Annotated in this window: 20 protein-coding genes; 15 read left to right on the forward strand and 5 right to left on the reverse strand. The window is 70.1% G+C overall.

Annotated elements, in window-relative coordinates; all coding sequences use genetic code 11:
* Positions 1-43 precede the first annotated feature (43 nt).
* The 3 genes from WCE37_RS08090 to WCE37_RS08100 all read right to left on the reverse strand — a co-directional run bounded on the left by WCE37_RS08090 (position 44) and on the right by WCE37_RS08100 (position 3,456).
* Complete coding sequence (locus WCE37_RS08090; RefSeq protein ID WP_343278900.1) at positions 44-724, reverse strand: DUF481 domain-containing protein; 681 nt, start codon at positions 722-724, stop codon at positions 44-46.
* 82 nt (positions 725-806) lie between these two features.
* Positions 807-1,679 (reverse strand): hypothetical protein, encoded by an 873-nt coding sequence (locus WCE37_RS08095; RefSeq protein WP_343278901.1) that lies wholly within the window; start codon positions 1,677-1,679, stop codon positions 807-809.
* A gap of 7 nt (positions 1,680-1,686) precedes the next feature.
* Positions 1,687-3,456, reverse strand: coding sequence for an SLC13 family permease (locus WCE37_RS08100; protein WP_343278902.1), 1,770 nt, complete (start codon positions 3,454-3,456; stop codon positions 1,687-1,689).
* Positions 3,457-3,724: 268 nt separating this feature from the next.
* Here WCE37_RS08100 and WCE37_RS08105 point away from each other — a divergent pair, with 268 nt between their 5' ends.
* Together WCE37_RS08105 and WCE37_RS08110 are read left to right on the forward strand one after the other, a co-directional pair.
* Entirely contained in the window at positions 3,725-5,116 is a 1,392-nt protein-coding gene (locus WCE37_RS08105) for an FAD/NAD(P)-binding protein (RefSeq protein WP_343278903.1), read from the forward strand.
* Between the two features lie 7 nt (positions 5,117-5,123).
* A complete protein-coding gene (locus WCE37_RS08110) occupies positions 5,124-6,089 on the forward strand; it encodes a YafY family protein (protein WP_343278904.1) in 966 nt (321 codons plus the stop codon).
* A gap of 15 nt (positions 6,090-6,104) precedes the next feature.
* Here WCE37_RS08110 and WCE37_RS08115 read toward each other — a convergent pair whose 3' ends face one another.
* On the reverse strand, positions 6,105-6,848 hold the full coding sequence (locus WCE37_RS08115) for a lipocalin family protein (RefSeq protein WP_343278905.1): 744 nt from the start codon (positions 6,846-6,848) through the stop codon (positions 6,105-6,107).
* Position 6,849: 1 nt separating this feature from the next.
* Here WCE37_RS08115 and WCE37_RS08120 point away from each other — a divergent pair, with 1 nt between their 5' ends.
* The 12 genes from WCE37_RS08120 to WCE37_RS08175 all read left to right on the forward strand — a co-directional run bounded on the left by WCE37_RS08120 (position 6,850) and on the right by WCE37_RS08175 (position 18,425).
* Positions 6,850-7,086: a hypothetical protein gene (locus WCE37_RS08120; protein ID WP_343278906.1), complete on the forward strand. Its 237-nt coding sequence runs from the start codon at positions 6,850-6,852 to the stop codon at positions 7,084-7,086.
* Between the two features lie 74 nt (positions 7,087-7,160).
* Positions 7,161-9,278 carry a prolyl oligopeptidase family serine peptidase gene (locus WCE37_RS08125; RefSeq protein WP_343278907.1) on the forward strand — a complete coding sequence of 706 codons (2,118 nt, stop codon included), beginning with the start codon at positions 7,161-7,163 and terminating at the stop codon, positions 9,276-9,278.
* Between the two features lie 71 nt (positions 9,279-9,349).
* Positions 9,350-11,569, forward strand: a complete 2,220-nt coding sequence (locus WCE37_RS08130) for a S9 family peptidase (protein ID WP_343278908.1) — start codon at positions 9,350-9,352, stop codon at positions 11,567-11,569.
* A gap of 163 nt (positions 11,570-11,732) precedes the next feature.
* Positions 11,733-12,194: a YbaN family protein gene (locus WCE37_RS08135; protein ID WP_343278909.1), complete on the forward strand. Its 462-nt coding sequence runs from the start codon at positions 11,733-11,735 to the stop codon at positions 12,192-12,194.
* A 9-nt stretch (positions 12,195-12,203) separates the two neighbouring features.
* A complete protein-coding gene (locus WCE37_RS08140) occupies positions 12,204-12,521 on the forward strand; it encodes a lipoprotein (RefSeq protein ID WP_343278910.1) in 318 nt (105 codons plus the stop codon).
* Positions 12,508-13,380, forward strand: coding sequence for a diaminopimelate epimerase (gene dapF, locus WCE37_RS08145; protein WP_343278911.1), 873 nt, complete (start codon positions 12,508-12,510; stop codon positions 13,378-13,380). Before WCE37_RS08140 ends, dapF begins: the two co-directional genes overlap by 14 nt.
* Positions 13,377-14,051 (forward strand): DUF484 family protein, encoded by a 675-nt coding sequence (locus tag WCE37_RS08150; RefSeq protein ID WP_343278912.1) that lies wholly within the window; start codon positions 13,377-13,379, stop codon positions 14,049-14,051. The genes dapF and WCE37_RS08150 overlap by 4 nt, the downstream gene beginning before the upstream one ends.
* A 65-nt stretch (positions 14,052-14,116) precedes the next feature.
* Complete coding sequence (xerC, locus tag WCE37_RS08155) at positions 14,117-15,025, forward strand: tyrosine recombinase XerC (RefSeq protein ID WP_343278913.1); 909 nt, start codon at positions 14,117-14,119, stop codon at positions 15,023-15,025.
* A gap of 235 nt (positions 15,026-15,260) precedes the next feature.
* Positions 15,261-15,707, forward strand: a complete 447-nt coding sequence (locus WCE37_RS08160; protein ID WP_343279174.1) for an amidohydrolase family protein — start codon at positions 15,261-15,263, stop codon at positions 15,705-15,707.
* A 195-nt stretch (positions 15,708-15,902) separates the two neighbouring features.
* The gene (gene hslV / locus WCE37_RS08165; RefSeq protein WP_343278914.1) at positions 15,903-16,454 is read left to right on the forward strand and encodes an ATP-dependent protease subunit HslV; all 552 of its coding nucleotides are present in this window, start codon (positions 15,903-15,905) and stop codon (positions 16,452-16,454) included.
* A 2-nt stretch (positions 16,455-16,456) separates the two neighbouring features.
* A complete protein-coding gene (gene hslU / locus WCE37_RS08170; protein ID WP_343278915.1) occupies positions 16,457-17,857 on the forward strand; it encodes an ATP-dependent protease ATPase subunit HslU in 1,401 nt (466 codons plus the stop codon).
* A gap of 133 nt (positions 17,858-17,990) precedes the next feature.
* Entirely contained in the window at positions 17,991-18,425 is a 435-nt protein-coding gene (locus WCE37_RS08175; RefSeq protein WP_343278916.1) for a hypothetical protein, read from the forward strand.
* A gap of 19 nt (positions 18,426-18,444) precedes the next feature.
* On the opposite strand, the gene WCE37_RS08180 is transcribed toward WCE37_RS08175, so the two are convergent.
* A complete protein-coding gene (locus tag WCE37_RS08180; RefSeq protein WP_343278917.1) occupies positions 18,445-18,900 on the reverse strand; it encodes a nucleoside deaminase in 456 nt (151 codons plus the stop codon).
* Positions 18,901-19,005: 105 nt separating this feature from the next.
* On the opposite strand from WCE37_RS08180, the gene ubiE reads away from it, so the two are divergent.
* The gene (gene ubiE, locus WCE37_RS08185) at positions 19,006-19,764 is read left to right on the forward strand and encodes a bifunctional demethylmenaquinone methyltransferase/2-methoxy-6-polyprenyl-1,4-benzoquinol methylase UbiE (RefSeq protein WP_343255116.1); all 759 of its coding nucleotides are present in this window, start codon (positions 19,006-19,008) and stop codon (positions 19,762-19,764) included.
* The last annotated feature ends 8 nt before the right edge of the window (positions 19,765-19,772 follow it).

A 19,772-nucleotide genomic window follows, 5' to 3' on the forward strand; every position in this document is an offset into this window, starting at 1 on the left:
AGCAGTTCCGCGAGCTTGCCCCATCCGCCCCCGTTGGGGGTGGTCAGAACCGGTACCGGACCTGCACGGAGCCTTCGGTGTCCGTCGCTCCCGTCCCGCCATTCCCCGCACTGTCATGCCGCAGCTCGAAGTTCGACTGCAGCGTCCACTGGTCCACCAGCTTGAGGTCCAGGCCGATCACCTGTCGGGTGGTGGTGTTGAACCTGCCGGTTTCGACCAGCAGGTTCTGGGTCAGCAGGGCGCGGTCGGCGATGCTCTGGCGCAGCTCGAGCCTGCCGCGGGCGATCAGGCCTTCGCCGGCGGTGCCGTAGTCGGCGTAGGGCTGCAGGCGGTAGCCGGTGCCGAATTCGAGCTTGACGTTGGTGTCGGGCGTGCGCACGGCCTCGTAGCCGAAACCCGCGGTGAAGCGCGAGTGGCTGCCGTGGGTCACCCGCCAGTCGCGGCGTGACGCCGGCGAGTACAGCGGATAGCGGCGCGCGGCGATCGCCGGCAGGCGCATCGGCACCAGCGGGTCGACGCTGCCGGGCGTCTTCGGCTGCTGGATGCGCGTGAACCGCGTCGGCGCCTGCCAGGCGGCGTCCTCGCAGACCAGGCGATAGCAGGGACGGCGCAGGTCGGCGCGGCCCGCCGCGAGGGCGATCATCGCCGGCTCGCCGGGAGATTCCGGCAAGGGCTGGATGAACACGGGCGGGGCGGCGAGCGCCAGCCAGAGGGCCGCGAGCATGGATCGGGAGTCCGGTGGAAACGGTTACACGGCATTATCGCGGGCATCGGCGGCCGTTCCAAGGCAGCGCCCACGCTCGGGTTCAGCAACAGGCGCTGACGACGTGGGGGGCCTGGGCGAAGAACAGCCAGCGTTCGACGAACGCGCCCGCCAGGAGCCCCAGCGCCGCCAGCAGGGTGGCCGCCAGCGCCGGGATCCAGCCGAGCGCCATCAGCAGCGTGGCCAGCAGCGGCAGTGCGACCAGTCCTGCCAGCGCGGCCCATCGCAGCCTTGGGGCGTCGAGCCCGGGTACCTCCATGTCGCGATCGATGGCGCGCCAGTACAGCCACTTGAGCACCGCCAGCACCAGCCCGAACAGCACCAGCGTCGGCAGCATGCCGGCCGGACCCTGGCCACGCAGCATCGCCGCCATGGTCACCAGCTGCAGGGCCAGCCCGGTCAGCAGCGCGAACAGCAGGTAGACCGGCAGCACCAGCGGGTGGCGCCAGGCCGGAACCGGCTTCAGCGAGGCGTAGACCATGGCCGTGCAGGCCACGGTGCCCAGCGCCATCACCGCCAGCAGCAGCCCAAGGCAGGCCAGCCAGGCGGCGCGCGTGGCGCCAGTCGGCATCCACAGCAGCAGCGCCATCGCGGCCATCGCCAACGGCGCCGTGGCCACTGCCAGCACGCCCTCGCGCGACAGCAACAAGCTGCGCCACCGGCTGAATCTGCGGCCGGATTCGCCCACCTGGGCCAGCGAGCAGGGCAGGCCGATCGTCGACAGCAGCAGGCCCAGGCCGAGACCGGCGAGCTGTACGCCTTCAAGCGCCGGTGACAGGCCGCCGCGCAGAGCCAGCAGGGCGATGGTCAGCCCCGTCCAGGCAAGCAGGCCGTAGCCGGCGCCGGAGAGGGTGGTGGAAAAAATGACCGCAAGGGGCGGGTGCGGCGGATCCGATGGTGGCGGCAGGTCGGTCACGGCAGGCTCAAGCGCTGAAGGGGAAATAGCGCGGGATCAGCACCACCGCCATCACGATGAAAATGATGTTCAAGGGCAGGCCGACCTTGACGAAATCGCGGAAGCGGTAGCCGCCGGCGGCGTAGACCATGGTGTTGGTCTGGTAGCTGATGGGCGTGGCGAAGCTGGTCGATGCGGCAAAGGCCACCGCGACCAGGAAGGGCTTGCTGTCGAGGCCGAGCGATTCGGCGGTGGCGATCGCGATCGGCACCACCACCGCCGCCGAGGCGTTGTTGCTCATGGTCTCGGTCAGGACCGAGGTCAGCACGTAGATCACCGCCAGGGTCGCCACCGGTCCGAAGCCGCCGAACAGGCCGATCGAGAAGTTTGCGAGCAGAGCCGCCGCGCCGCTGTTCTGCAGGGCGATGCCCAGCGGCAGGACGCCGGCCAGCAGCAGCACCACGCGCCAGTCGATGGCGGCGTACGCATCTTCCGGTTCCAGCACGCGCAGCAACAGCAGCATGCAGCAGCCGATGATCGCCGATGCGACGATGCTCATCAGTCCGGCCGCGGCCACCGCCACCACCGCCACCAGGATCCCGAGCGCCAGCAGCGAGCGGCGAATGGACGTGCGCGTCTGTTCGCGCTCGCCCAGCACCACCAGGCCGGGGTCGGCGCGCATCAGGTCGAGCGCGCTTTCCGGCGCATCAAGCAACAGCACATCACCGACCGCGAGCGGCACGTGATCAAGCGGCTGCCTGGTGGACAGGCGGTGGCGGTGCAGGCCCTGCACGCGGGCGTGGTAGGTGTGGGCGAAGCGCAGGCTGGCCAGGGTGTGTCCGATGAGGTGCGAGCTTGGCGCCACCATGGCTTCGGCGTGCACGCGTCCGTCCTCGTCGTCGCCCTCGAGGTCGCCGGCCACGTCGTCGTGGCGGAGTTTGAGCTTGCGCCGCGCGGCCTCGATGTCGGTCCAGTTGCCGCGTACCAGCAGGCGGTCACCGGCTTCGATCCCGGTGCCCCGTGGCGATGGCACCGCGGCGCGACCGCGGAAGATTTCCAGCACCACCACGTCGCCGCTGTCGTCGGGCAGCAGTTCGCTGCCGCGCTTGCCGATGGCGCCGGACTTCTCCGGCACCAGCAGCTCGGCCACGTAGCGTCCGGCATGCCCGCTGTCGGCCTGCTGCGGAACGCCGAGGTCGGGCAGCAGGAACTGGCGCGCGATCATCAGGTACACCGTGCCCACCACGACGAAGATGATGCCGAGCTGGCTGAACTCGAAGATGGTGAAGCCTTCGTGCCCCGCCTGCCGCGCCATGGAGTCGACCAGCAGGTTGGTGGAGGTGCCGATCAGGGTGCACACGCCGCCGAACTGGGCCGCGTATGACAGCGGGATCAGGAACTTCGACGGCGGCAGCTTGTTGGCCACCGCCGCGGCGATGATCAGCGGCAGGAACACGGCGACCGCCGCGGTGTTGTTGATGAACGCCGATACCAGGGCGCTCAGCAGCATCATCACCAGTGCGAGCAGCCAGCCCCAGCGGATACGCGCGATGGTCTCGCCAAGCCGGTTGAGCGACCCGCTCCGCTGCAGCCCGGCGCTGAGCACGAACATCGCAGCCACGGTGACCGTGGCCGGGCTGCTGAAGCCCGACAGCGCCTCCTCGGTGCTGACCAGGCGCAGGGTGAGCAGGGCGGCCAGCACCAGCATCGCCACTACTTCCGGCGGCATCTTTTCGCTGATGAACAGCGCGATGGCGCCTGCGAGCACCAGGAAGGTGAGCAGCATGTCCGGGGTCATGGACGCCGCGCTCCCGGGCCGCGCGGCGGAGGCGTGGTCATCGCGGCGATGCTCGCCAGCAGGTTCAAAGGCATTCCATTTTCTCGGGCCCCGGGGACGCGCATTGCCACCCCCGTCGGGAGCCGGCGCGCAGGAGGTCAGGATATCCGCAGGCCGTGGGTGTGCAATGTCGACGGTACAGGGTGCCATCGCTGGCGGACGAGGGCATGGATGCGCGTCACGCGCGGGTGGGATACTGGCGGCCTGTTTCCGCCCTGCGAGGCACCGCTTGCCCAGCCCAGACACTTCCCGTTTCGACGTCGTCGTGGTCGGCGGTGGCGCCAGCGGCGCGCTGGTCGCGACCCACCTGCTTGGCGACGGTGCATGCCCGTACACAGTGGCCCTGGTCGAAGCGCGTCCGGCGATGGCCGAAGGCGTCGCGTATTCCACCCGGTCCCCGGAGCATCTGCTGAACGTGCGCGCCGCCGGCATGAGCGCGTTCGGCGACAGGCCGGAGGATTTCGTCAGCTTCCTGGAGGGCCTGCCCGAGCATGCCGGGCAGGATCGGGCCACGCTCGGCGCGCGGTTCATGCCGCGCATGGTCTATGCGCGCTACCTGGCTGCGCTGGCTGAAGGTCGCCCGGGGCTGGAACGCTTGTGCCGGATCACCGATGCCGCCGTGGACGTGGTGCCGCTGGAGGACGGGTTCGAAGTGGTATTGGCGTCGGGAGGGCGGCTGCAGGCGCGGGCGGTGGTGCTGGCAGTGGGCAACCGCCCCGCGAGGCTGCCGCAGGCGGACGGGAGCGCCAGCGACCTGGCCGTGGTCGAGGCCTGGGACTATGCCGCGGTCGCGGCGATCCCGCCGGATGCCGATGTCTGCATCCTCGGTGCCGGGCTGAGCATGGTCGACGTGGTCCTGGGCCTGGGCGCCAACGGCCACCGTGGGCGGATCACTTCGCTGTCCCGAAGCGGGCTGATGCCGCTGCCGCATGCGGAGCCGGCACCGCCTGCCGAAGTCGACGTGGCCGGCCTCCTGGCGGAGCCTGGCCTGCGCGCCAGGCTGCGCGCAGTCCGCCGCATGGCCGCGCGCGAGCAGGCGCAGGGTCGACCCTGGCAGGCGGTGATGGATGCGCTGAGGCCCCACGTGCAGGCGCTGTGGACCAGCCTGGATGCTCTCGGTCAGCAGCGCTTCCTGCGCCATCTGGTGCGCCACTGGGACGTGCACCGCCACCGCATCGCTCCAGAGGTCGCGCGCCAGCTGGACGCAGCCACGGCGTCCGGGCAGCTGCAAAGGCTGGCCGGCCGGCTGGTGGCGTTCGAAGGCGGGCCCCGGCCCGGCATCGCCTGGCGTCCCCGTGGTGGCGATGGCCAGGAGCGCTTGGAGGCCGACGTGCTGGTGAATGCGCTCGGCGTGGACAAGAGGATCGACGTCGGCGACGGGTTGCTGGCGCGCCTGTGCGTGCGCGGGGTGCTGCGCCCCGGACCGCATCGCATCGGTGCCGCAACCGCGCCCGACGGCGCTCCCCTCGGCTCCGACGGCGCGCCGGTGCCGGGGCTCTGGACCCTGGGGGCGCTACGGGTGGGCGACCTCTGGGAAAGCATCGCCATGCCCGAGCTGCGCGGCCAGGCCCGGGACGTCGCCGGCGCGGTGCGCGCCCATCTCGACGCGGCCGGGCCATAATCGCGCCATGGACCGCTACGAACGCATCCTCTCGCTGCACCGCATCCTCGGCTCCGCGCGCTATCCGGTCACGGTCGCGCGCCTGCAGGACGAGCTGGACTGTTCGCGTGCCACGGTCTACCGCGACGTCGCCTTCCTGCGCGACGCGCTGATGGCGCCGATCGTGGGCGACGATGCCGGCATCCGCTACGACGCCGAAGAGAGCGGCCGCTTCGAACTGCCCGGCCTGTGGCTGAGCTCCGAGGAGCTGCACGCGCTGCTGGCCGCGCAGCAGCTCCTGTCGCGCAGCGGCGGCGGCGTGCTGTCCTCGGCGCTGGCACCGCTGCAGTCGCGCATCGAGAAGCTGCTGAGCGAGCACGCCAGCGGCAAGCAGTGGCCGATGGAGCGCGTGCGCGTGATCCCGCACCGCACCCGGCGCCTGGATGAACAGGCCTTCCGCGCGGTGTGCTCGGCGGTGCTCGAGCGCAAGCGCCTGGCCTTCGAATACCGTGCTCGCTCGACCGACGAGAAGACCCGGCGCACCGTGTCGCCGCAGCGCATCACCCACTACCGCGACAACTGGTACCTCGACGCCTGGGACCACGAGCGCGACGGCCTGCGCAGCTTCTCGGTCGACCGCATCACCCACGCCCGCGGGCTGCAGGACGCCGCGATCGATGTCGACGAGGGCGAGCTCGACCGCCACCTCGGCGGCAGCTACGGCATTTTCTCGGGCGCGCCCAAGGGCGTGGCGACCATCCTCTTCAGCGCCAGGGCCGCGCGCTGGGTCGCCGACGAACACTGGCACTCGCAGCAGCAGGGTCGCCACCTTGCCGACGGCCGTTACGAATTGAAGGTGCCGTACAGCGCCGCGCGCGAGCTGCTGATGGACGTGCTGCACTACGGCAGCGACGCCGAGATCCTCGAGCCGCCGTCGCTGCGCGAACAGGCCAAGTCGCTGCTCGAGCTGGCGCTGTCGAACTACGAGCGCTGAAGCCGGTCCACCGCCTCAGGAGCCCGGCGTCGGGCTGGCGGCAGGCTCGAAACCGAGCCGTCCCTCCTGTTCCGGAACCTGGGGTACGCGGCGCAGCCTGTCGGTATTGACCCCGTGGCTGCGGATCCGGCGCTCGAGTTCGAGATAGGCCTCGTCCTCCACCTGCCGCGCCCGGGTCAGGATCCAGGCGTGGTCGCGCCCGGGTGAATCGATCAGCAGCCAGCTGCCGTCGGTGGCCATTTCCAGCATGCGCAGCCGCGTGGGCAGGACGCCGTAGGCGCGCACTTTCCAGATGCGGTCGCCATGGCCGTCGCGGCGGGCGGTGGAGCTGGCGGATTCCAGCGGCTGGTCGAAGCCCGCGCGCCAGTGGCGGCCGAGTTCGATCCGGTCCTCGCCGGCCATCGCCAGGTGGGTGGTGGAAGCAACCTGTCCGCGTTCGCCGAACCATGGCACCCGCGCTGCCACGTACCAGTCGCCCATCAGCAGTTCGAGTGGCGGCATGCGCGCGTCGCGGCCGCCGGGCCGGCTGCCCTCGGGCCCGCTGGCACAGGCGGCCAGCAGCAGGCACAGCACAAGGGCGCACACGGCGCGGATGGAAGAAGCGGGCTGGAAGGGAACGCGTCTTGAATGCTGGGTCATCACGTAGTCCGTGGTGCCGCGGCAGGCTGCCAGCGGGCCGGCGAAGGCGGCGTCAATGCCGGGGTCGCAGTCCTTGAGATGGGGCGGTTGCAGGCTTGGCTCCACAGTCTGGAGAGCCATCATGACACCACGCACACGCCACCGGTTCCACTCCGCCCGCCCTGCCGCCGCCGTGCCTGCCGGCCCGGACTGGGTGGCGCGCGGAGTGCTGGCGCTGATGTTCCTGGCCCTGGTGGCCATGCTCTCGCTGCCGCAGGCGCGCGGCGACAGCGCCAGCTTCGGCTGGGTGCCGCTGTGGCTGGCCGGGCTTCCCGTTACGGCCTGGCTGGCACTGGCCGTGGCTCGTCGCCGCGGCTGAGCAAGACCTTCGGCCCGGGGCCGCGCTCCGCGGCCTGTGCTAGCGTTGCCGGCCCACCCGCCGGAGCCTGTCGCATGTCCAAGCTGCCCCATGCCTGCCTGTTCGCCGCGCTTGCCGTTGCCTCCTTCGGCGCGACCGCACAGGAGGACGCCGAAGTGACCGATCCGTACCAGTGGCTCGAGGACGTCGAAGGCGAAAAGCAGCTCGCCTGGGTCCGCGGCCAGAACGCGAAAGCCGAGGCCGAGCTGGCCGACACCCCCGGCTTCAAGGCGCTGGAAGCCGATCTGCTGGCCATCTACGACTCCGACGACAAGATCCCGGGCGTCTACAAGCAGGGCGACTGGTATTACAACTTCTGGAAGGACAGCAAGCACGAGCGCGGCCTCTGGCGCCGCACCACGCTCGAGGAATACCGCAAGCCGCAGCCGAAGTGGGAGACCGTGCTCGACCTCGACGCGCTCAACAAGGCCGAGGGCGAGAACTGGGTCTGGCATGGCGCCAACTGCCTGCGTCCGGAATACGCGCGCTGCCTGGTCGCGCTGTCGCGCGGCGGTGCCGATGCCGACGTCACCCGCGAGTTCGACCTGTCCACCCGGACCTGGGTCGAGGACGGCTTCTTCCGCGACGAAGCCAAAGGCGCGCTGGTGTGGATCGACCGCGACACCGTCTATGCCTACACGGACTTCGGCGATGGCAGCCTGACCAGCTCGGGCTACCCGCGCATCGTCAAGCAGTGGACCCGCGGCACGCCGATCGACTCGGCCACGGTGGTCTACGAGGGCAAGCCCGATGACATGTACATCGCGGCCGGCCGCGACCACACGCCGGGCTTCGAGCGCGACTTCGTCAGCCGCACCCTGGCCTTCTACAACGACGAGCTCTACCTGCGCGGCGCCGACGGCACCTTGACCAAAGTCGACGCGCCGAACTCGGCGCAGAAGTCCGTGCAGCGCGAATGGCTCGGCCTCGAGCTGCGCGAGCCCTGGGAGGTCGGGGGCAAGACCTACAAGGCCGGCTCGATGCTGGTCGCGAAGTTCGACGACTTCATGGCCGGCAAGCGCGAGTTCGAGGTGCTGTTCGAACCCACCGACACCACCTCGCTGGCCGGCTCTTCGTTCACGAAGAACCATCTGGTGCTGAACGTGCTGGAGGACGTCAAGAACCGGCTCGTGGTGCTCACCCCGGGCGCCGACGGCTGGACGCGCAGCGAGCTGGCCGGCGTGCCCGAGTTCGGCACCGTCAGCGCCCAGGCGGTGGACAGCGACGAATCCGACGCGCTGTGGATGACGGTCACCGACTACCTGACCCCGACTACGCTGATGCTGGCCAGTGCCGCGCCCGGCGCGGCGCCGCCGGAGGTGCTGAAGACCCAGCCCGCATTCTTCGATGCCTCCAGGCACGTGGTCGAGCAGCACTTCGCCACTTCGAAGGACGGCACGCGCGTGCCCTACTTCCTGGTGCGCCCGAAGGACGCGAAGGCCGACGGCAGCAACCCGACGCTCCTGTACGGCTACGGCGGCTTCGAGATCTCGCTGACTCCCGGCTATTCCGGCGGCGTCGGCAAGGGCTGGCTGGAGAAGGGCGGCACCTATGCCGTGGCCAACATCCGCGGCGGCGGCGAGTACGGCCCGCGCTGGCACCAGGCCGCCCTCAAGGCCAAGCGCCACAAGGCCTACGAGGACTTCGCCGCGGTGGCCGAGGACATGATCGCGCGCAAGATCACCTCGCCCGCGCACCTCGGCATCCGCGGCGGCAGCAACGGCGGGCTGCTCACCGGCAACATGCTCACCCGGTACCCGGAGCTGTTCGGTGCGGTGGTGATCCAGGTGCCGCTGCTGGACATGCAGCGCTACCACAAGCTGCTCGCGGGCGCGTCGTGGATGGCCGAGTACGGCAACCCGGACATCCCGGAGGAGTGGGAGTTCATCAAGACGTTCTCGCCCTATCACCTGTTCGACGCCGCGAAGGACTATCCGCCGACGCTGATCCTGACCTCGACGCGCGATGACCGCGTGCACCCGGGCCACGCGCGCAAGATGCATGCGCTGATGTCGGAGTCCGGCAAGGACGTGCGCTATTACGAAAACATCGAGGGCGGACACGGCGGCGCGGCCAACAACAGGCAGGCCGCGCACATGGACGCGCTGTACCTGACCTTCCTCTGGCAGCAGATCGGCCGCGACGCCGACTGATCCCGCCAGCAACGATCCCGGGGGCGCCGCAGGGCGCCTCTGTTGCATCCGCCCTCCGTGGACCCCATCCAATGAAGCCCATCGCACTTGCCGGCCTCCTGCTCATGACCCTCACCAGCCACGCCGCCACGCCCACGCCGCCCGACGTCGAGAAGCGCGCCCACGAGGTCCGCGCCCCGCACGGCGCCGTGCGCCAGGACGAGTACTACTGGCTGCGCGACGACGCCCGTGAGGACAAGGCCATGCTGGCCTACCTCGAGGCCGAAAACGCTTACGTCGACCAGGTGGTGGCGCCGCTGGAGCCGGTCGAGGACGCGCTGTACGACGAGTTCATCGCCCGCATCAAGCAGGACGATGCCAGCGTGCCCTACCGCGAGCGCGGCTGGTGGTACTACTCGCGCTACGAGACCGGCAAGGACTACCCCGTGCACGCCCGTCGCAGGGACGCCGAAGGCCTGGGCGCCGCGGACATCATGCGTCTGAACGAGGCCGGCGACTTCGCAGCGGAGCAGGTGCTGCTCGACGTCAACGCCATGGCCGAGGGCAAGGACTACTTCTCGGTCGGCGTGTACGAAGTCAGCCCCGACAACCGCATCCTGGCCTGGGCCGATGACAGCGTCGGCCGTCGCCAGTACACGATCCGCTTCCGTGATCTCGAGACCGGCAAGGACTTCCCGGAATCCATCGCCGGCCTGTCCGCCGACATGGTCTGGGCCGACGACAACCGCACGCTCTTCTACGTCGAGAACGACCCGGACACCCTGCTGACCGTGCGCGTGAAGAAGCACGTGCTCGGCACGCCCGTCGCCGACGACGTGCTGGTGTACGAAGAGAAGGACGACAGTTTCTACATGGGCCTGGATCGCACCCGCGACGACCGCTTCATCTGCATCGGCGTCGGCAGCACGGTGTCCAGCGAGCTGCGCTGCACCCCGGCCGCCGACCCGGGCGAGTTCACCGTGCTGGCGCCGCGCGAGCGCGACGTCGAATACGACGCCGACCACTTCGATGGCCGCTGGGTGATCCTCACCAACGCCCCCGACGCCGACGGCAGCAAGGCGCCGAACTACCGCATCGCCACCGCGCCCACAGGCGCCACGTCGCGCGCGGAGTGGAAGGAGTGGATCGCGCACCGCGACGACGTGCTGCTGGAAGGCTACGAGCTGTTCGACGGCTTCACCGCGATCGCTGAGCGCTCCAATGCCCTGGAGCGGGTGCGCGTGCTGAAGGCCGGTGGCGGCGACGAGTACGTGGCCGCCGACGAGCCGGCGTATTCGATGGGGCTCTCCGTCAACGCCGAGCCGGATACGCAGTGGCTGCGCTACGGCTACACCTCGATGACCACGCCGGGCACCACCTACGAGCTCAACGTCGCCACCGGCGAGCGCCGCCTGCTCAAGCAGCAGCCGGTGATCGGCTACGACCCCTCGAAGTACGTGACCGAGCGCAGCTGGGCCACCGCCCGCGACGGCACCCGCATCCCGGTGTCGCTGGTCTACCGCAAGGGCTTCGAAAAGGACGGCACCGCGGCGCTCCTGCAGTACGCCTACGGCAGCTACGGCATGTCGATGGACCCGGGCTACAGCCTGACCACCACCAGCCTGCTGGACCGCGGCATGGTCTACGCCATCGCCCACATCCGCGGCGGCCAGGAGATGGGCCGCAAGTGGTACGACGACGGCAAGCTGAAGAACAAGATCAACACCTTCACCGACTTCATCGACGTCACCGACCATCTGGTGGCCGAGGGCTGGGCGGCGAAGGATCGCGTCGCCGCCTATGGCGGCAGCGCCGGCGGGCTGCTGGTGGGCGCGATCGCCAACATGGCGCCGGAGAAGTACCGGCTGATCCTGTCGCAGGTGCCGTTCGTGGACGTGGTCACCACCATGCTCGACCGGACCATCCCGCTCACCACCAACGAGTACGACGAGTGGGGCAACCCGGAGCGCATGGCCGACTACGACTACATGATCCGCTACTCGCCGTACGACAACCTTGAGGCGAAGCCCTATCCGGCGATGTTCATCGGCACCGGCCTGTGGGATTCGCAGGTGCAGTACTGGGAGCCGGCGAAGTACGTCGCGCGCCTGCGCGACCTCAACACCTCGGACGCGCCGGTGCTGTTCCGCACCAACATGGACGCCGGCCACGGCGGCAAGTCCGGCCGCTTCCGCCGCTACCGCGAGCTGGCCGAGATGTACGCCTTCATGCTTGACCAGCTGGGCGTCGCCGCCACTGCGCCCGCCAACCCGGCTGCGGCATCCCCCGCCAACCCCGCCCCGGCACTGTAGGAGCAGCTACAGCTGCGACCGCCCGTCCGTGCTGTTGTGGGACATGCCCGCAGCGACGCTATGCCTGCCATCCCTGCTGTTGTGGGAGCGGCTATAGCCGCTCACACAAAGGCCGCTCCTGCAACAGCGGGCGCCCAGGTGCTGCCAAAGGCATGATGACGGGATGGATGAGAATCCCCGCACGCCAACGCCAACGCCAACGCCGGCCCCGACCCCGGCCCGGCCGCCTGGCGCGCGCCGCGCGCGCTTCCGCTGGGCGTGGTGGCTGCTGGCCTACGCCGCGCTCGGCCTCGGGCTGCTCGGCGTGGTGCTGCCGGGCCTGCCCACGGTGCCCTTCATCCTGCTCTCGGCCTGGGCGGCGGCGCAGGGCTCCGAGCGCCTGCACCGCTGGCTGCTGGCGCACCCGCGATTCGGGCCGATGATCCGGGACTGGCAGGAGTACGGCGCTGTCGCCCGGCGCTCGAAATGGATGGCCACGGGTGCCATGGCGGCCTCGGCCGCGATCCTGCTCGTCCTGGCCTGGCTGACCGGCTACGCGCGCTGGTGGGCGATCGCGCTGCCGATCGCCTGCATGGCCGCGGTTGGTGCGTGGCTGTGGATGCGGCCGGAACCGCCGCCGCGCTAGACTGCGGCCATGAACATCCGCGCCCTGCTGCCGCTCGCCCTGCTGTCGTCCGTGCTCGTGCTGTCCGCCTGCGGCAACAAGGGTCCGCTGTTGCCGCCACCGGCGCCGGAAGACGAGGATTGGCCGGCTGAACGCGCTGCCGAAGCCGACGCTGACGCCGTGGAAAGCATCGACGGCGTGCCGGTGGACGGCGATGCGGATGCCGACCTCGACGCGGACGCAGATATCGATCCCGATCCTGATCCCGAGGTCGAGGCCGGCGTCGATGGCGAGGGCGACGACCCGGCCGCCGGGACTTCCGGCAACGATGGTGATGACGGCGCCTGATCCCGTGGTGGCCGCGGCCGCACCGGCCGCGCTGCGCTTCAGCAAGATGCACGGCGCCGGCAACGACTTCGTGGTCCTCGACCTGCGTGACGGCCGGCCACCGCCGGATGCCCCGCTGTGCCGGCTGCTCGCCGACCGCCACCGCGGCGTCGGCTGCGACCAGATCCTGACCATCGCCGATCCGCGCAGCACGGGCGCGGTGGCGTCCTACGCCATCTGGAACGCCGATGGCTCACCCTCGCAGCAGTGCGGCAACGGCGCGCGCTGCGTGGCTGCCTGGCTGGTGCGCGACGGCGCCGCCGCCAGCGACTTCGTTCTCGACAGCCCCGTGGCCAGCCACCGCGCGCGCGCGCTCGGCGGCGGCATGTTCGACATCGCGATGGGCGCACCGGTGTTCGCGCCCGCGGCGATCCCGGTGGCCGGTTTCGCCGCCGCGGCCGATGCCTACGCGATCAACGTCGAAGGCCGGGCGTTGCGCGTCGGCGCGGTCTCGATGGGCAACCCGCACGCCGTGCTCGAGGTCGACGACGTCGAGGCCGCGCCGGTGGCGGAGCTGGGCCGCGCGCTGCAGCGGCACGCGGCGTTCCCGGAGTCCTGCAACGTCGGCTTCGCCGAGGTCATCGCCCGCGACCGCATCCGCCTGCGCGTGTTCGAGCGCGGCGTCGGCGAGACGCTGGCCTGCGGCAGCGGCGCCTGTGCCGCGGTGGCAGTGCTGGCGCGGCGCGGGCGCGTGGACGCGGCGGCCGGCGTGGATGTCGCGCTGCCCGGCGGCACGCTTCGCATTTACCATGGTGCCGACGGCGGCCTGCGCATGGCCGGACCGGCGGCATTTGTCTACGAAGGGGTATTCAACGCATGAACGACACCGTCGAGAAGCTCGGCGCCCACGACGTCGCGGCCTGGCTGCGCCGGCATCCGAAGTTCCTGCAGCAGTTTCCGGACCTGGCGATCAGCATGGTGGTCCCGCGCGAGGACGGGCCGGCGGCGTCGCTGGCCAGCTACCAGCTGGAGGTGCTGCGCGACAAGAACCGCGAGCTCTCGCGCCGCCTGCAGGACCTCTACGCGGTGTCGCAGGAGAACGAGCGGCTGGCCGTGCGCACCCACCAGCTGACCCTGGCGTTGATGCGCCCCGGCAGCGCCGCCGGCGTGGTCCGAGCCATGGTCGCGACGCTCGCCGAGGACTTCAGCGGCGACCTGGTGCGCGTGGTGCTGTTCGAGCCGCTTCCCGGCCTGCACGACGAGGAGTGGCTGCAGGTGATTCCCCGTGACGACCGCAGCCTGCAGCCCTTTGCCGACTGCATCCGCGATGGCGAACCGCTGTGCGGCAGGCTGCACCCGGACAAGCAGGCGCTGCTGTACGCCGCGCGCGTCGACGAGGTCGCCTCCACCGCATTGCTGCCGATCAAGGGCGTGGGCCTGGTCGCGGTCGGCAGCCGGGATCCCAACCGGTTCTATCCGGGCATGGGGACGCTGTTCCTGCGGATGATGGGCGAAGCCTTCGCGGCGGCGCTGCTGCGCCAGCGCGATTAGTCTCGCGAAGCCGCGAAGACGCCAAGGGAGGAAGAGGCATGGCCGGGGCGGGTGGGGAGAGTGCCGTGGCTGCCGGACCGCATCCGGCGGTCGCCGATTACCTGGCCCATCTCGAAGTCGAGCGCCGCATGTCGCCGCATACGCTCGATGCCTACCGGCGCGACCTGGGCGCGCTGGCCGGCTGGGCCGCGGCTTCGGGCCACGATCTGCTGGCGCTCGACACCGCCGCGATGCGCGCCTTCGTCGCCGCCGAGCACCGCCGCGGACTGGCGCCGAAGAGCCTGCAGCGGCGGCTGTCGGGCTGTCGCAGCTTCTACCAGTGGTTGCTGAAGCACGGTCGCATGGCCGCAAATCCGGCCACCGGCGTGCGGGCTCCGCGTGCGCCGCGCAAGCTGCCTCAGGTGCTCGATGTCGATGAGGCCATGGCCCTGGTGGAAGTGCCCACCGACGCGCCGCTGGGTCTTCGCGACCGTGCTTTGCTCGAGCTGTTCTATTCATCGGGCTTGCGCCTGTCCGAGCTGCGCCTCCTGCGCTGGCGTGACATCGACCTCGACCAGGGCCTGGTGACCGTGCTCGGCAAGGGCAGCCGGCAGCGCACCGTGCCGGTGGGCTCGCATGCCTGCAGGGCGCTGGCCGACTGGCGTGCAGAGGGCGCCGCGGGCGCGCGCCCGGCCTCCGACGCGCCGGTATTTCCGGGCCGCGGTGGCGCGCCCATCGGCGCGCGCGCAGTGCAGCTGAGGTTGCGGCTGCTTGCGCAGCGCCAGGGCCTGTTCAAGCGCGTGCATCCGCACCTGCTGCGGCACTCCTTCGCCAGCCACATGCTGGAATCGTCGGGCGACCTGCGCGGCGTGCAGGAGCTGCTGGGGCACGCCGACATCGCCACCACGCAGATCTATACGCACCTGGACTTCCAGCACCTGGCGAAGGTGTACGACGACGCGCATCCGCGGGCGAAGCGGCGCGCGAAGGAGTAGGCGGCACGCCGGTCCGCTGGCCGTCGCGCGCGCCTCCCCACGTAGTACACATGGCCCGCACCGGAACTCCCGCCATGCGCCTGACGCTGCTTGCGTTCCTGCTGCTCATCGCCGCGCCCGTGCCCGCGCAACCCTATGACGGTCCGATCATCGACGTCCACCTCCACGTCGGGCCGGCCGCGCCGGGCGCGCCGAACCCCGCTACCGGGGAAACGACCAGTGCGGCCACACCGGGCTGGGTCCGCCTCGCACGCCCTACGGCTGCTGCCCGGAATTCAGCGTCGAGCTCGGCAATCCGAAGAAGCTGGAGCCGATGCTCAAGCGCCATCCGAAGCTGCGCGTCTGGTTGATGCACGCAGGCTGGCCCTACCTGCAGGAGACCAAGGCGCTGATGTACGTGTACCCACAGTTGCACGCCGACGTGTCGGTGATCAACTGGATCATCCCGCGCCAGGAATTCCACGATTACCTGCAGGCGCTGATGACCGCCGGACTCGGCGACCGGCTGGTGTTCGGCTCGGACCAGATGGCCTGGCCGGAGGCGATCACGCTGGCGGTGGAGGGGGTGGACAGCGCTGCGTTCCTCACCCCGGCGCAGAAACGCGCGATCTTCCATGACAACGCCGCGCGCTTCCTCGCGCTGCCCGCCACGGAAGTGGACGAGGATGGGAGCGCGCGCTGAGCGACGCGCGACATTGTTCCGAAGCACGGCTTCTGGCGCGGCAGCCTGCTGTGGCTGGTGGACCGGCTGAACTCGCGGTCGCGCGCGACGGTACGACTCGACTGACCGGGGCTCCCGTCGCCGAACCGACCACCGGCGGCGGTTGATGCGTGGAGGCCGTGTCCCCATGTCAAGGATTCAACCGCCGGAGGCCAAATGGATCCCAGCCAGAATCCCAACGTGTTCCACGCCACCACCATCGTTTCGGTTCGCCGCGAGGGCCGCGTCGCCATCGCCGGCGACGGCCAGGTCACCCTTGGCAACACGGTGATGAAGTCGAACGCGCGCAAGGTGCGTCGCCTTGGCAAGGACGGCCAGATCCTCGCCGGCTTCGCCGGCGCCGCCGCCGACGCCTTCACCCTGTTCGAACTGTTCGAATCCAAGCTCGAAAAGCACGGCCAGCTCACCCGGGCCGCGGTCGAGCTTGCCAAGGACTGGCGCACCGAGCGCCGCTTCGGGAAGCTCGAGGCGCTGCTCGCGGTGGCCGACAGGGACACCTCGCTGATCATCAGCGGCACCGGCGACGTGATCGAGCCCGAGGACGGGTTGATCGCGATCGGGTCGGGCGGCCCCTTCGCGCTGTCGGCAGCGCGCGCGCTGCTGGCACATACGCAGATGGACGCGCGCTCGGTCGCCGTCGAGGCGCTCAACATTGCTGGCGACATCTGCATCTACACCAACCGCAACGTCGTGGTGGAGGAACTCTGAGCATGGCCATGAAGATCGACACCTCGCACGCAAGCATGACCCCGCGCGAAATCGTGCAGGAGCTCGACCGCCACATCGTCGGCCAGCAGGAAGCCAAGCGCGCGGTCGCCATTGCGCTGCGCAACCGCTGGCGCCGCGCCCAGCTTGGCGACGAGCTGCGCAACGAAGTGATGCCCAAGAACATCCTGATGATCGGCCCCACCGGCGTCGGCAAGACAGAGATCGCGCGGCGTCTGGCGACCCTGGCCAACGCGCCCTTCGTGAAGGTGGAGGCCACGCGCTTCACCGAGGTCGGCTACGTCGGCAAGGACGTCGAGCAGATCATCCGCGACCTGGCCGACACCGCGGTCAAGCTCTACCGCGAGCAGGCCAAGCAGAAGATGCGCACGCAGGCCGAAGAGCGCGCCGAGGACCGGATTCTCGATGCGTTGCTGCCGAAGCGCGAGCAGTCGCAGTCGACAGGTTTCGGCTTCGGCGCCGGCGCCCAGGGCAGCACCACCGTCGACATCGGTGCCGAACCGTCGTCGCAGGAGTCCGAGACCCGGCAGAAGCTGCGTCGCCAGCTGCGCGCCGGCGAGCTCGACAAGCGCGAGATCGAACTCGACCTCGCCGCCGGCGGCGGTGTCGACATCATGACCCCGCCCGGCATGGAAGAGATGGGCCAGCAGCTGCGGCAGATGTTCGCCAATCTCGGCAGCGGCAAGACCAACAGGCGCAGCATGGCGATCCATGCCGCGCGCCCGCTGCTGGTCGAGGAAGAGGCCGGCAAGCTGGTCAACGAGGACGAAGTGCGCGCGGCTGCGATCGAGGCCTGCGAGCAGCACGGCATTGTCTTCATCGACGAAATCGACAAGGTCGCCAAGCGCAGCGAGGGCATGGGCGCCGACGTCAGCCGCGAGGGGGTGCAGCGCGACCTGCTGCCGCTGGTGGAAGGCTCCACCGTCAGCACCAAGTACGGCCCGGTGAAGACCGACCACATCCTGTTCATCGCATCCGGCGCGTTCCACCTGGCCAAGCCCAGCGACCTGATTCCGGAGATGCAGGGCCGCTTTCCGATTCGCGTGGAGCTCTCGGCGCTGCTGAAGGACGACTTCGTGCGCATCCTCACCGAGCCGAAGGCGGCGCTGACCAAGCAGTACGTCGAGCTGATGAGGACCGAAGGCCTGGAGCTCGCGTTCACCGATGACGCAATCGACCGCCTGGCCGAGATCGCTGCGGACGTCAACGAGCGCCAGGAGAACATTGGCGCGCGTCGCCTGCACACCGTGCTCGAGCGGCTGCTGGACAGCCTGAGCTTCGAGGCGCCGGATCGCGGCGGCGTCGTCAGCATCGACCGCGCCTACGTCGATGCGCAGCTTGGCGAGCTGGTGCAGGACCAGGACCTGAGCCGCTACATCCTGTAAGCGCGCGCCGGCAGGACGCATCCCGCTCCCGCGACCGCGCGGGGGCGGGGGAGGGCGGCATTCAGCAGGCGGCGCGCATCCGGGCATGTCCGGCTGGCAGACTGGTCCCCCGGACTGCTTCCGCGAGGCCACCATGCACCGTCCCCTTTCGATCACCGGCGCCGCGCTCGTGCTGCTGCTGGCCGCCGCGCCCGCCGCCGCCGGCGACGTGTCCTGCCGCCTGGATTTCGACATGTCCGGCTGGTCCGTGTTCTACAAGACCGGCTTGGGCAGCGGCCGGGTCAGCTGCGACAACGGCCAGTCGCGCGCCGTGACCATCGAAGCCCGCGGCGGTGGCCTGACCGTCGGCAAGTCCGAGATCCGCGGCGGCCGCGGCCAGTTCTCCGGCGTGGACTCGATCAGCCAGGTGCTTGGCACCTACGTCTCGGGCGAAGCCCACGCCGGCGTGGTGAAGTCCAGCAAGGCACAGGTGATGACCAAGGGCGAAGTCTCGCTCGCCCTGGCCGGCACCGGCGAGGGCGTGGATCTGGGCGTGGCATTCGGGGTGTTCACGATCGAGGGGCGCTGAGAAAAGCCGCGGCGCGGCCTCACTCCTCCCCGATATCCTCGTTCCACAACCCCGGATTCGCCTCGATCCACTCGCCCATCATCTCGACGCAGCGCTGGTCATCCAGCACCACTACCTTGGTGCCGCTGTCCCGCAGCCATTCAACCCCGCCTGCGAAGTTCACCGCCTCGCCCACCACCACCGTGCCGATGTTGAACTGCCGCACCAGCCCGCTGCAGTACCAGCACGGCGCCAGCGTGGTGACCATGATCGTGTCGCGGTAGGAGCGCTGGCGGCCGGCCTTGCGGAAGGCGTCGGTCTCGCCGTGGATGGACGGATCGTCTTCCTGCACGCGGCGGTTGTGGCCGCAGCCGAGCAGGCGGCCGTCGGCGTGGTACAGGGCGGCGCCGATCGGGATCCCGCCCTCGGCCAGGCCCTGGCGGGCTTCGGCGATGGCGGTGTCGAGCAGGGCGCGGTAGTCCGGGGTGGCGATCATGTTGGGGCTCCAGGCGGGCGGGGAGGGCCGGCATCGTGCCACGCCGCGGGGCGTGCGGTCCGCGACGCGCACGCGCCGGTGCCGCCACGATGCGATAATCGCCCCATGACCGACCGCGACCCCCGCCCCGACACCACCCACTTCGGCTTCCGCGATGTGCCGGTGGCCGAAAAGCAGAAGCTCGTCGGCGAGGTGTTCTCGTCGGTGGCCGGCAGCTACGACCTGATGAACGACCTGATGTCGTTCGGCATCCACCGGCTGTGGAAGCGCTATTTCACCGCCACCGCGCAGGTCAGTCGCGGCGACCGCGTGCTCGACCTCGCCGGCGGCACCGGCGACGTGGCCGCGCTGTTGCGCCCGCGCGTGGGCGAGACCGGTGAGCTTGTGCTCGGCGACATCAACGGCAACATGCTGCGCGTGGGCCGCGACCGCATGGTCGACCGCGGCCACGTGCGCGGCTTCAGCTATGTGCAGTGCAACGCGCAGTCGCTGCCGTTTCCGGACGCCAGCTTCGACCTGGTCACGATCGCCTTCGGGCTGCGCAACGTGACCGACAAGGACGCCGGCCTGCGCGAGATGCTGCGCGTGCTGAAAGTAGGCGGGCAGGCACGCGTGCTCGAGTTCTCCGAGGTGCCGGACTGGTTCAAGCCCGCGTACGACTTCCACTCCTTCAAGGTGCTGCCGCGCCTGGGCCGGCTGTTCGCCAGCGACGCCGACAGCTACCAGTACCTGGCCGAGTCGATCCGCAAGCATCCGCCGCAGGAAGAGCTCAAGTCGATGATGGAGGCCGCGGGCTTCGCGCGCTGCCGCTACCGCAACCTGTCGGGCGGGATCGTCGCCATCCACGACGGCTACAAGGCCTGAGGCCGGAC

Source organism: Luteimonas sp. MJ250 (genome assembly GCF_039548455.1).
Lineage (GTDB): Bacteria > Pseudomonadota > Gammaproteobacteria > Xanthomonadales > Xanthomonadaceae > Luteimonas.